10 protein-coding genes are annotated in these 11891 nt (G+C 71.3%); 4 read left to right on the top strand and 6 right to left on the bottom strand.

All coding sequences use genetic code 11. From position 1 onward, the window contains the following. The first annotated feature begins 61 nt into the window (after positions 1 to 61). From Sm713_RS13585 to Sm713_RS13570, 4 genes are all read left to right on the top strand, one after another. The gene (locus Sm713_RS13585; protein WP_212909894.1) at positions 62 to 1495 is read left to right on the top strand and encodes a gamma-aminobutyraldehyde dehydrogenase; all 1434 of its coding nucleotides are present in this window, start codon (positions 62 to 64) and stop codon (positions 1493 to 1495) included. 297 nt (positions 1496 to 1792) lie between these two features. Beyond that, on the top strand, positions 1793 to 3391 hold the full coding sequence (locus Sm713_RS13580; RefSeq protein WP_212909893.1) for an APC family permease: 1599 nt from the start codon (positions 1793 to 1795) through the stop codon (positions 3389 to 3391). A 22-nt stretch (positions 3392 to 3413) separates the two neighbouring features. Further along, the gene (locus Sm713_RS13575; protein ID WP_212909892.1) at positions 3414 to 4835 is read left to right on the top strand and encodes an FAD-binding oxidoreductase; all 1422 of its coding nucleotides are present in this window, start codon (positions 3414 to 3416) and stop codon (positions 4833 to 4835) included. Positions 4836 to 4892: 57 nt separating this feature from the next. Next, complete coding sequence (locus Sm713_RS13570) at positions 4893 to 5216, top strand: putative quinol monooxygenase (protein ID WP_212909891.1); 324 nt, start codon at positions 4893 to 4895, stop codon at positions 5214 to 5216. A 159-nt stretch (positions 5217 to 5375) separates the two neighbouring features. On the opposite strand, the gene Sm713_RS13565 is transcribed toward Sm713_RS13570, so the two are convergent. The 6 genes from Sm713_RS13565 to Sm713_RS13540 all read right to left on the bottom strand — a co-directional run bounded on the left by Sm713_RS13565 (position 5376) and on the right by Sm713_RS13540 (position 11862). Beyond that, positions 5376 to 5954: a rhomboid family intramembrane serine protease gene (locus Sm713_RS13565; RefSeq protein WP_249416272.1), complete on the bottom strand. Its 579-nt coding sequence runs from the start codon at positions 5952 to 5954 to the stop codon at positions 5376 to 5378. 406 nt (positions 5955 to 6360) lie between these two features. Beyond that, positions 6361 to 7077: a CPBP family intramembrane glutamic endopeptidase gene (locus Sm713_RS13560; RefSeq protein WP_212909889.1), complete on the bottom strand. Its 717-nt coding sequence runs from the start codon at positions 7075 to 7077 to the stop codon at positions 6361 to 6363. A gap of 109 nt (positions 7078 to 7186) precedes the next feature. Beyond that, on the bottom strand, positions 7187 to 7657 hold the full coding sequence (locus Sm713_RS13555) for an SRPBCC family protein (protein WP_212909888.1): 471 nt from the start codon (positions 7655 to 7657) through the stop codon (positions 7187 to 7189). Between the two features lie 137 nt (positions 7658 to 7794). Beyond that, complete coding sequence (locus tag Sm713_RS13550) at positions 7795 to 8685, bottom strand: AraC family transcriptional regulator (RefSeq protein WP_212909887.1); 891 nt, start codon at positions 8683 to 8685, stop codon at positions 7795 to 7797. An 88-nt stretch (positions 8686 to 8773) separates the two neighbouring features. Then, positions 8774 to 11131 carry a glycoside hydrolase family 65 protein gene (locus tag Sm713_RS13545; protein WP_212909886.1) on the bottom strand — a complete coding sequence of 786 codons (2358 nt, stop codon included), beginning with the start codon at positions 11129 to 11131 and terminating at the stop codon, positions 8774 to 8776. Then, entirely contained in the window at positions 11128 to 11862 is a 735-nt protein-coding gene (locus Sm713_RS13540) for an HAD family phosphatase (RefSeq protein ID WP_212909885.1), read from the bottom strand. Before Sm713_RS13540 ends, Sm713_RS13545 begins: the two co-directional genes overlap by 4 nt. Between the last annotated feature and the right edge of the window lie 29 nt (positions 11863 to 11891).

The raw sequence follows: 11891 nt of genomic DNA, 5'->3' as shown, positions 1-11891 counted from the left end.
GAGCTCTGCGGTTTACAGTGCCGCAACTGCCGGCAGCCGCGAACGAGCGAGGAGACCGCGAATGACCGTACCCACCCTGCGCAACGTCGTCGGCGGCGAACGGGTCGACGCGAGGGACGGGCGCACGAGCGACATCAACGATCCCTGCACGGAGGACGTGCTCGCGCACGCGCCGGTGTCGGGCCCGGCCGACGTCGATGCCGCGATGCGCGCCGCGGAGCGCGGCTTCGAGGTCTGGCGGGAGGCGACCCCCGCCGACCGGCAGCGCGCCCTGCTGCGCATCGCCGACGCGATCGAGGAGCGCGCCGAGGAGTTCGTGCGCGCCGAGTCCGCCAACACCGGCAAGCCGGTCGGCGTGACACGCACCGACGAGATCCCGCCGTGCGTCGATCAGATCAGGTTCTTCGCGGGGGCCGCGCGCATGCTGGAGGGCCGCGCCGCGGCCGAGTACATGGAGGGCCACACCTCGATGGTCCGGCGCGAGCCGGTGGGCGTGTGCGCGCAGGTCACACCGTGGAACTACCCGATGATGATGGCGGTCTGGAAGTGGGCGCCGGCCATCGCCGCGGGCAACGCCGTGGTGCTCAAGCCCTCGGACACGACGCCGATGTCCACGCTGCTGATGGCCGAGTTGATGCAGGAGTTCCTGCCGGCCGGCGTGTTCAACGTGATCTGCGGCGACCGGGAGACCGGCCGCGCGCTGGTCGGGCACGACACCGCCGCGATGGTGTCGATCACCGGCTCGGTGCGCGCCGGCGTCGAGGTCGCGGGCTCCGCCGCGCGGGATCTCAAGCGGGTGCACCTGGAGCTGGGCGGCAAGGCCCCCGTCGTCGTGTTCGACGACGTCGACATCGAGGCCGCGGCCCGCGACATCGCGGCGGCCGGGTACTTCAACGCCGGCCAGGACTGCACGGCCGCGACCCGCGTGCTCGTGGCGCCCGGTGTGCACGACGACTTCGTGGCGGCGCTGACGGAGCGCGCGGCGGCGACGAGGACCGGCCTGCCCGGCGACGACGGTGTCGACTACGGCCCGCTGAACAACGCGAGCCAGCTCGCACGGGTGTCGGGGTACGTCGACCGGCTGCCCGGCCACGCGAACGTGACGACCGGTGGCGCCCGGGTCGGCGAGCGCGGCTACTTCTACGGCCCGACGGTCGTCTCAGGACTCGTGCAGGGCGACGAGATCGTGACCGAGGAGGTGTTCGGCCCCGTCATCACGGTGCAGCGGTTCGGCGACGAGGACGAGGCGGTGCGCTGGGCCAACAGCGTCCGCTACGGCCTGGCCTCCTCGGTGTGGACGCGTGACCACGGCCGCGCGATGCGCATGGCGAAACGGCTCGACTTCGGCTGCGTGTGGATCAACGCGCACATCCCGATCGTCGCGGAGATGCCGCACGGCGGCTTCAAGCACTCCGGATACGGCAAGGACCTCTCGATGTACGGGTTCGAGGACTACACGCGCGTCAAGCACGTGATGTCGAACATCGAGTTCTGAGGGGCGCCGCCCCAATCCGACGTGTTTCCCCGGCATCACACACGCGTCCCCGGTATGTGAAATCAGGTGGTGACTTCAGAGCATTTCCGTCGCGATCAGTGAACTTCCCCACGGAATCTGTTGTCTCGACGGGCTTGTGGTGTCACGATCCTCACCCGCACAGCAGACATGCCCAGCCGGCACGTGCCGGATCACAACGCGGCGAGGGCCACGGCGCCCGGAGCACAGCGAACCGCCATCCACGACACAGACGAACCGCCTCTCCGCGTCCCGCGGTCTGACGACAGGACGGCAGCCATGACGTCGACACCCCAGACATCAGTACCCGATCCCGCCCGGCCATCCGTCGTGTCCAAGGGCCTCAAGGTGGGCGCCCTCGGACTCGCCGCCAGCATCGTCATCGGCGTCGCTTCGACGGCGCCGGCCTACAGCCTCGCGAGCGCGCTCGGCTGGGTCGTCGAGTCGAGCGGCATCCACGCGCCCGGCATCATGCTGATCGCGTTCGTGCCGATCCTGCTCACCGCCATCGGCTACCAGGAGCTCAACCGCGCCGAGCCGGACTGCGGCACGACGTTCACCTGGGCGGCACGGACCTTCGGCTCGCGCACGGGCTGGATGGGCGGCTGGGGCATCATCGCCGCGGACGTCATCGTCATGGCGAACCTCGCGCAGATAGCCGGCGGCTACTTCTTCGAGCTGTTCGGCTGGCACGGCCTCGCGGCCAGCACGTTCTGGGTCACGCTCTGCGGTGTCATATGGATCGTGCTGATGACGGCGCTCTGCTACGCGGGCATCGAGCTGTCGGCGCGCATCCAGCAGGCGCTGCTGGCCATCGAGGTCGTGATGCTGCTGGTGTTCGCGGTGACGGCGCTGGTGAAGGTGTACGGCGGCAGCGCGCCCGCCGGGTTCCTGCACCCGTCGCTCGGCTGGCTGAACCCGTTCGGCTCCGGCGTCGGCGGCTACTCGGGCTTCACCGGCGGAGTCCTCGTCGCCATCTTCATCTACTGGGGCTGGGACAGCGCGGTGTCGGTCAACGAGGAGACCGCCGACGCCAGCCGCACGCCGGGCCGCGCCGCGATCTGGTCGACGGTGCTGCTGCTGGTGACCTACGTGGCCGTCACCTACGCCGCGCAGGCGTTCGCCGGCACCGGCTCCAAGGGCATCGGCCTCGGCAACGAGGACAACTCCGGTGACGTGCTGTCCGTGCTCGGCGGTTCGGTGTTCGGCACGCACGGCGCCGGCTGGGTGTTCGCGAAGCTGCTGGTCCTCATGGTGCTGACCTCGGCCGCGGCCTCGACGCAGACCACGATCCTGCCGACCGCCCGCACCGTGCTGTCCATGAGCTCGTTCCGCGCGCTGCCGAAGTCCTTCTCTCGCATCCACCCGAGGTTCCGCACCCCGAGTTTCGCCACGATCGCGATGGGCATCGCCTCGATCGGCTTCTACGTGGTGCTCACGATGATCAGTGCCAACGTGCTCAGCGACTCGATCGACGCGCTCGGCGTGATGATCGCCTTCTACTACGCGATGACCGGCTACACGTGCACCTGGTTCTACCGCGCCACGCTGACGAGCAGCTTCCGGAACCTGATGATGCGCGGCGTGCTGCCGACCCTCGGCGCGCTGATGCTCACGTACGTGCTCGTCCAGAGCCTCTACTACATGTGGGCGCCGGACTACGGCGGCACCTCGTGGACGGTGCCGGGCCTCGGCTGGGACGTCGGCGGCGAGTTCATCATCTCGGTCGTCACGATGGCCATCGGTGCGGTCCTGATGTTCGTCTACAACATCAAGTCGCCCGACTACTTCCGCCACCCGCTGGCGGATTCGAGGGTCGACACGAGTGCCGGCGCGGCCGAGTCCGGCTGGCAGAGCACCACGGCCGCGGCCGAGTGACGGAATCGGGGGTGAGGGCGCGATGACGGTCGGGAGGGTCGACGGTCCCGGGCGCCAGGACGCGCGCTGGTCCGGGGCCAGCCCGGTCCCGTTCTGGCTCGACCGGCCGGAACGCCCGGACGCGCTGCCCGCCCTGGCGGGCAGCGGGCGGTGCGATCTCGCGGTCGTCGGCGGCGGTTTCAGCGGGCTGTGGACGGCACTGCGCGCGAAGGAGCGCGATCCTGGACGCGATGTCGTGCTGCTGGAGGGCCGGCGCATCGGCTGGGCGGCGAGCGGACGCAACGGCGGGTTCTGCGAGGCGAGCCTGACGCACGGGCTCGAGAACGGCCTGGAGCGCTACCCGGACGAGATCGCCACGCTGCAGCGGCTCGGCCGGGAGAACCTGGACGAGCTGGTCGGCACCGTCGCCCGCTACGGCATCGCCTGCGACCTGGAACGCTCCGGCGAGCTCTCGGTCGCGACGGAGCCCTGGCAGGTCGAGGCCCTGGCCGAGAGCGCCGCGAACGCGCGGGAGCACGGCGAGTCCGTCGAGCTGCTCGACGCCGCGGCGACGCGGGGGATCCTCGACTCCCCCACCTATCTCGGGGGCCTGCTCGACCGGCAGGGCTGCGTGATGCTCGACCCGGCGCGCCTCGCCTGGGGGCTGCGGGACGCGTGCCTGCGGCTCGGCGTGCGCATCCACGAGCACAGCAGGGTCCTGGCGATGACGCGCGAGGCGGCCGGCATGTCGCTGGTCACCCCCGGTGGCCGGCTGGCGGCCGGCAGGGTCGCGCTGGGCACCAACGTGTTCCGCTCGCTGCTGCGCCGCGTCCGCCCCCACATCGTGCCGGTGTACGACTACGTCCTCGTCACCGAGCCGGTACCGGACGACCTGCTCGGCGAGATCGGCTGGCAGGGCCGGTACGGAGTCGGCGACTCGGGCAACCAGTTCCACTACTACCGGCTGACCGCCGACAACCGCATCCTGTGGGGCGGCTACGACGCGATCTACCACTTCGGCGGCCGCGTGTCGCAGGCGCACGACCAGCGGCCCGAGACGTTCCGGCGGCTCGCCGAGCAGTTCTCCGCGACGTTCCCCCAGCTCGACGGGGTGCGGTTCAGCCACGCATGGGGCGGCGCGATCGACACGTGCACGCGGTTCTGCGCGTTCTTCGGCACCGCCCACCGCGGCAGGGTCGCCTACGCCGCCGGCTACACCGGTCTCGGCGTCGGGGCGTCCAGGTTCGGCGCCGACGTCATGCTCGACCTGCTCGCCGGAGAGCCGACCAAACGCACCGAGCTGCGCATGGTCCGCCGCCGCCCGACACCGTTCCCGCCGGAACCGCTGCGCTACGCGGGCATCCAGATGACGCGTGCCTCGCTCGCCCGCGCCGACCGCAACGGCGGCCGCCGTGACGCCTGGCTGCGGGCGCTCGACCGCTTCGGCCTGGGCTTCGACAGCTGACAAGGGGTGCGCGCACGCGGCCGGTCCCGTGCCGGACGGCGGGCGTAGGCTGGTGCAATGATCTTCATCGTCGTCAAGTTCCCCGTGAAGCCGGAGCACGTCGAGGAATGGCCCCGCCAGGTCGAGGCGTTCACCAACGCGACCAGGCAGGAGCCGGGCAACCTGTGGTTCGAATGGTCCCGCAGCCTGGAGGACCCCGACACCTACGTCCTGGTCGAGGCCTTCCAGGACGACGCCGCCGAGGCCCACGTCACCTCCGACCACTTCCGCGCCGGGCTGGAGACCATCCGCCCCCTACTGCGCCGTACCCCCGACATCGTCAGCACCACCATTCCGGGCGCGCAGGGATGGAGCGCCATGGGAGAGATCACGATCGACTGACGGGGTCGGGGCTCTCGCCGGGCACCGATCACCACCACGCTCACCTGGGGCGCCCTCGGATTCCGGGGGCGCCTTTCGGGTTTCCGTGACCGGATACGGGCCCGGACCGGGATCGCGACCGGATACGGGCCCGGACCGGGACCCCGCGGGTGAGCCCGCCTACGGCGCGCCCGGTCGGCGTACCGGTGTGAAGGGCCGGACCGGCCTGATCCGGACACCGCCGCGAGACCTCCGGAACGCCAGGGCCGCGATCACCCCGCCCAGGAGTCCGAACAGATGCGCCTGCCAGCTGATCCCGGACGTCGTAGGCAGGGCGCCCCACAGGATCGAGCCGTAGATCAGACCGACGACGAGCCCGAGCACGATGTCGCCGACGCGGCGGTCCACGAAGCCGCGTATCAGGAGATAGCCGAAGAGACCGAAGATGACCCCCGACACACCCCCCGTCACGGAGTGTGCGGGCGCCGTCAGCCAGACGCCCAGGCCGCTGACAACGATGATCATGGCGACGACGCCGAGGAAGCGGCGTATGCCGGACAGCGCGGCCAGGAACCCGAGAACCAGCAGGGGCACGCTGTTCGCCGCGAGATGTCCGAAGCCGAAGTGCACGAAGGCGGCGGGCACGATGTCACGCAGCTCACCGGGCTCACGCGGTGTGATACCGAAGGTGTCCAGCGCATGGCCGCTCGCCGTGTCGATGATCTCCAGCACCCACAGCAGGGCGACCCAGCCCGCCATGAGCACGAAGGCTCCCAGAGCCCGCCCGCGCCGCGACGGGGATGCCGGGCCACCCGCGCCGCGCGGCCCGAAGCGAGATCCAGATCCGTAGTGCGATCCGTACGCCATGAAAACCCCACCTTGCCTCGTGCACTGCTCAACGTGGCAACGGGCAGGTCGGTTCCCGACGGGGCCGAGGGGCCCGGCCCAGGACCCCGGCCCAGGACTCCAGCCGGGGCCGGCACCGCGGACGGCCGCGGGCACGAGGGCGGCTGCCGGTGGCTACCGGCAAGGGCCTACGGCGCGCACGGCGCCCTTGATCAGCAGCGGCGGACCACACCGCGTCCGACCCTCCCCCGCGCGGGCGCCGGGTACCGGCTCGGCATCGAGCGCGCCGATGCGCCGATACCGGTCCGCGTCGGCGTACTCACCCGCTCGCCAGCGCGGTGATCACGGGCCCCGATATGGCGAGGGCGTTGTTGACGGCGTGGACGACGATGCCGGGCCACACCGAGCCGGTACGGCGCAGCAGCAGGGCGTTGACGACGCCCACCACGAACGCGACGGGCAGCACCGGGTTGATGCCGTGCACGAGCGCGAAGACCGCGGCGCTGGCGAGCACGCTGACCTGCGCCCCGTAGCGGCCGAGGGCGTTGGCCAGCACCCCGCGGAAGATGAGTTCCTCGCCGATCGGGGTGGCGACGAACCCCGACACCGCCGTCGCGAGGTACCAGAGGACGCCGCCCGCGGCTGCCGCGTGGTAGCCGCCCTGGATGTTCTGCCGATCGCCCGTGGCGGCCTGGTAGACCAGCGAGGCGGCCGTGGCGAGCACGTAGGCGACGACCCCGAGGCCGATGGCGGCGAGCAGGGACCGCCCGCTCGTGCGCCGCACACCGAACGGCGCGAGCCGGCGGATCCGCAGCAGGGCCGCGACCACGAAGGCGCCGAGCCCTATCAGCGCGGAGAGCACGAACTCGTCGACGCCCGCCGTGGTGGGCGGCAGGACCGCATGGTTCAGGTACACGATCACGGCCGCGTAGAGGACCGCATAGGAGGCCAGTCCGGCGACGATCTCGGGCCAGCCGGGGTGCGACAGCCTCTTGACGGACGCTTGGGCCAGGACGGTGCGGGGGGTATCGGTCATTCGATGTTCCTGATCAGAGAGGTGGCACTGCTCGTACGCCGTGGCGGCTCGGCGTACCGGCAGGCGTGCTGGGACGGTTTCGCGGACAGAAGCAGGCGGGAGGACATCCTCACCGCGGTCGCTCCAGCGGCCCCCGGAGAACGTCCGGAGTGGCCGCGTACTCGGCCAGCCCGTTCGCCATGGACCGCATGAAGCGGCGGAGGTACCACGGGAGGAACAGGCGTGATCCCCGGCGGGCCAGGTATGTGCCGTGCCAGCGGATGCGCGTTCCACCACCGGGTGTCTCCCGCAGTTCGACGGCGGCCCGGTAATCGGACATCCGCGGGTTCTCGACGCCTTCGTACCCGAACCGGCGCAGCGGATCGAGGGCGGTGATCCGCTCCTTGCTGACGACCTTCCCGGTACGGAAGGCGCGGGTGGCCCCGACGCCGTCTCGGCGACCGGCTGCCAGGCCCTGTGAGCGACCTGGTTCCAGCGCGTCGATGCGCGACCACTCGGGCCAGCTCTGCGGGTCGAGCAGCAACGTCCACACCGCCGCCGGGGGTGCCGCCGATACCGCGACGACGTCGTACGACTGCATTCCGGGACTCCTCGGGCGCGCATGGGGCAGGGCTCGGCTTCGGGCGGGGGTGCCCGTGGCGGAAGAAACGCCGATGCCGAACACGACCCTAGGAACGGGGCGCCACCGTGCCCATGCTCGGGATTGCGGCCCTGCGGTCAGGAATTGCGGTACACCGAGGGACGGGCTCCGGCATGCCGCAGGAAGGCGTTCGACAGCGAACCGGGAGTGCCGAAGCCGCACCGCAGCGCGATCTGGGCGATCGGGAGATCGGTGTCGCGCAGCAGCCGCTTCGCCTCCTCGATCCGCAGCCGGGTGAGGAACCGGTGGGGCGTCACTCCGGTCGCGTCCTTGAAGACCCTGACGAGGTGGTAGACGCTGAGGTGCACCTCGCCCGCGATGTCGGCCAGGGTGAGCGGATCGGTGACGCGATCACGCATCATCGCCATCGCGGCGCGGACGCGTTTGTCCTCCCGCGCCGGCGCCCGGGGAGGCGACGACCGTGCGTGGCGGGTGAGCAGGTGCATGCTCAGGAAGGAGGCGGCGGACTCGGCGTAGAGGTCATCGGCCCCGCAGGGGAGGCCCAGCGCTCGAACCGCCTCCTCGACCAGCGGGTCTCCCGCGGCCAGTGATGCGGCCATGGCCTCGAAGTCCACCGTGCGGCCGCCGGCCCGCTCCGCAGCCGCGTCGAAGGTGCCACGCGGGATATGGACTTGCACGCTCCGCATCGGCCCGTCGCAGCGATAGCTCCGCAGGATGGACTGATCCGGCAGCCTGAGGTCGAGCCGTCCGGGCACCCAGGTGTGCCGGGTGCTCCGCCCGCCGTTTCGCGTCTCCATCACCGCTCGCCCCGCGACGGGCAGCACCAGATGCAGGTCCGCGGCTGCCGGGAGCGCGATGTCCTCGGCGGCCACGACATGCTCGAACATCTGAACGAGCAGGGACAACCAGCCGGCGTCCTCCCAGCTGCAATACGTCCGCCGAACGTAGCGCTCCATGTCGAAACCGCCATAGGGCTGGAGGTCCAGACGAGCGGAGTCGAACACCATGCGGCCGAGGCTACCGACAGCGGTCGCCCGACGAGACCGGGTCGGAGCACGCCGACGTGAGACCTGCCGGCGCCGGCCACCGGTACCGTCAGGACCTCGCGACCGGTGTCGCCCGGGGCTCCCGGCCGGGAGGCTGCCTCGGGGCCGGGCCCATCGCGCGGGGGGCGAGCGGGCGCTTGGCGGGACGGCCGGCGGAGACGGTGACGTCCTCCCCGAAGTGCCGCAGCGTCAGCGGCTCGCCCTTCACGAGGGTGTAGGTGGCCGAGTCCGCCCTGACCTCCACGGCGAGGCAGCGGTCGAAAATGGTCACCTTGAAGGCCAGCCGCCGCAGCCGCTCGGGGAGCTTGGGGGCGAACTCCAGCCGGTCGGCGGTGTGCCGCATGCCGCCGAAGCCGCAGACGAGCGCGAGCCAGGTGCCGGCGAGCGAGGCGACGTGCACGCCGTCGCGCGTGTTGGCCTCCCGGTCCTCCAGATCGAGCAGCGCGGCCTCGACCGTGTAGTCGTAGGCGAGGCGCAGGTGCCCCACCTCCGCGGCGATCACCGCCTGGACGCAGGCGGACAGGGAGGAGTCCCGGACGGTGAGGGGCTCGTAGTAGGCGAAGTTGCGTGCCTTCTGGTCCGCGTCGAACGCGTCGCCGCGCAGGAACATGGCAAGGACCAGATCGGCCTGCTTGACGACCTGCTTGCGGTAGATGTCGAAGTACGGGAAGTGCAGCATCAGCGGGTACTGGTCCCCGCGCACCGCCTCGAAGTCCCACAGCCGGTGGCGGGTGAAGCCCGCGTGCTGCTCGTGCACGCCCAGCTCGTCGTTGTACGGCACGTGCATGGACTCGGCGGCATCGCGCCAGGCGGCGCTCTCCTCGTCGTCGACGCCGAGTTCGGCGGCCCGCTCCGGAAGGCGCTCGACCAGGTCCGCGGCGTTGCGCAGGTTGGCCTGCGCCATGAGGTTGGTGTACGCGTTGTCGTCCTGCACGGCGCTGTACTCGTCGGGACCCGTGACCCCGTCGATGTGGAAGACGCCGTGGTGGTCGTGGTGTCCGAGGGAGCGCCACAACCGGGCCGTCTCCACGAGGAGTTCGGAGGCGATCTCGCGCTCGAACTCCTCGTCGCCGGTGGCGGCGACGTACCGCACGGCGGCGTCGGCGATGTCGGCGTTGACATGGAAGGCGGCCGTGCCGGCGGGCCAGTAGGCGGAGCACTCCGAGCCCTCGATCGTCCGCCAGGGGAACGCGGCTCCTTCGAGGCCGAGTTGGGCCGCCCGCTCCCGCGCCGCGGGCAGGGTGATGTGCCGCCAGCGCAGGGCCTGCGCGACGGCCCCGGGCGCGGTGTACGTGAGGAGCGGCAGGACGAAGGTCTCCGTGTCCCAGAACGAGTGGCCGCTGTAGCCGGAGCCGGTGAGGCCCTTGGCGGGGATCGCGCGCTCCTCGGCCCGCGCGCCGGCCTGGAGGACGTGGAAGAGCGCGAAGCGCACGGCCTGCTGGACCTGCTCGTCGCCCTCGACCTCGACGTCGGCCCTCGACCAGAAGTCGTCGAGGTAGCCGCGCTGCTCGGTGACCAGGCCGTCCCAGCCGGTGTTGCGCGCCTGGGCGAGGGCGGCGTCGACCTGGTCGGCCACGCCCGGAAGGGACCGGGTGGAGGACCAGCCGTAGGCGACGAACTTCTCGATGGTCAGCCTCTCGCCGTGCTTGAGGGTGGAGATGACCGTGACGCGGCCGATGTCCTCGCCGCTCTCGCTGACGGCCCTGGTCCCGTCCGGTCCCGTGACGGCGTGGTCGGCCGCCGCGGCCACCCGCAGGCCGCTGTGCTCGGTGCTGTGCACGAGGCGCAGCCTCACTCCGTGAGCGGTGTGCTGCTCGGCCACGAGCGGTGAGACGAGGGCGGTCGCGGACCTGGGGTCGTTCTCGCCGCCGGGCAGCTGCTCGTTGGCCATCAGCTCCGACTGGACGACGAGGTGGACGTCGCCGTCGATCGCCTCGACCTCGTACCGCACGGCGGCGATGGCGCGCTGCGTGAAGGAGACCAGGCGTGTCGAGCGCACCCGGACCGCGCGGCCGGCGGGCGAGACCCAGTCGCACGTCCTGCGCAGCACCCCGGCGCGCAGGTCGAGCACCCGCTCGTGGGAGTCGACCCTGCCGTAGCGCAGGTCGAAGGGCTCGTCGTCGACGAGGAGGCGGAAGATCTTGCCGTTGGTGACGTTCATCACGGTCTGCCCCGACTCGGGGTAGCCGTATCCGGCCTCCGCGTAGGGCAGCGGGTGCAGCTCGTGGAACCCGTTGAGGTAGGTGCCCGGGAGCCCGTGCGGCTCGCCCTCGTCGAGGTTGCCGCGCCATCCCACGTTCCCGTTGGAGAGGGCGAAGAGGGACTCGCTCTGCGGCAGGACGTCGAGGTTGAGGCCGTGCTCGCGCACGCTCCACGGCTCGACCACGTAGTTGGTGTGTGTGATCACGCGTCCGCTCCCAGCTCGGCGAGGTCCTTGACCACGATGTCAGCGCCGTGGGCGCGCAGCGCGTCGGACTGCCCGACGCGGTCCACCCCCACGACGTAGCCGAAGTGCCCCGACCTGCCGGCGTCCATGCCGGCGAGCGCGTCCTCGAACACGGCGCAGTTCCGGGCGTCCACGTCCAGGTCGTGCGCCGCGGCGAGGAACGTGTCGGGGCGCGGCTTGCCCGGCAGGTGCCGCTCGGCGGCGACGACGCCGTCGATCCGCACCTCGAACAGGTCCTCGGCCCCCACGGAGCGCAGGATGTCCCGGCAGTTCGCGCTCGACGACACCACGGCGGTCCGCAGGTGCCGGGCGCGGGCGGCCTCCACGTACCAGAGCGTGCCGTCGTAGGCCTCCACGCCTTCCGTGCGGATCTTCTCCAGGACCAGCTCGTTCTTGCGGTTGCCGAGGCCGTGGACGGTGTCGCGGCCCGGCGGGTCGTCCGCGCCGCCCTCGGGCAGCTCGATGCCGCGGGAGGCGAGGAAGGACCGTACGCCGTCGGCACGCGGCAGGCCGTCGACGTACCTGTCGTAGTCGGAGGAGTCGAAGGGGCGGGACTGGGCGTCCCGGCCGCGCAGGAACTCGTCGAACATCGCCTTCCACGCGGCGGCGTGCACGACGGCGGTCTTCGTGATGACACCGTCGAGGTCGAACAGACACGCTTTGATGCGATCCGGCAAACCGAGGCTCGTCATAGCACCCACTCTCCCCCACGAACACCTGG

Origin of the sequence: Streptomyces sp. TS71-3, assembly GCF_018327685.1 — a bacterium.
Lineage (GTDB): Bacteria > Actinomycetota > Actinomycetes > Streptomycetales > Streptomycetaceae > Streptomyces.
Note: the sequence above shows the minus strand (reverse complement) of the source record. Positions and strands in the feature narration are given on the sequence as shown.

What these genes read in the sequence shown, in the direction of transcription:
- Sm713_RS13565 (WP_249416272.1), bottom strand. Translation starts at nt 5,954, where the DNA reads ATGGCGGGCTGGGTCGCCCTGCTGTGGGTGCTGGAGATCATCGACACG.
- Sm713_RS13575 (WP_212909892.1), top strand. Translation starts at nt 3,414, where the DNA reads ATGACGGTCGGGAGGGTCGACGGTCCCGGGCGCCAGGACGCGCGCTGG.
- Sm713_RS13560 (WP_212909889.1), bottom strand. Translation starts at nt 7,077, where the DNA reads ATGACCGATACCCCCCGCACCGTCCTGGCCCAAGCGTCCGTCAAGAGG.
- Sm713_RS13540 (WP_212909885.1), bottom strand. Translation starts at nt 11,862, where the DNA reads ATGACGAGCCTCGGTTTGCCGGATCGCATCAAAGCGTGTCTGTTCGAC.
- Sm713_RS13550 (WP_212909887.1), bottom strand. Translation starts at nt 8,685, where the DNA reads ATGGTGTTCGACTCCGCTCGTCTGGACCTCCAGCCCTATGGCGGTTTC.
- Sm713_RS13555 (WP_212909888.1), bottom strand. Translation starts at nt 7,657, where the DNA reads ATGCAGTCGTACGACGTCGTCGCGGTATCGGCGGCACCCCCGGCGGCG.
- Sm713_RS13580 (WP_212909893.1), top strand. Translation starts at nt 1,793, where the DNA reads ATGACGTCGACACCCCAGACATCAGTACCCGATCCCGCCCGGCCATCC.
- Sm713_RS13570 (WP_212909891.1), top strand. Translation starts at nt 4,893, where the DNA reads ATGATCTTCATCGTCGTCAAGTTCCCCGTGAAGCCGGAGCACGTCGAG.
- Sm713_RS13585 (WP_212909894.1), top strand. Translation starts at nt 62, where the DNA reads ATGACCGTACCCACCCTGCGCAACGTCGTCGGCGGCGAACGGGTCGAC.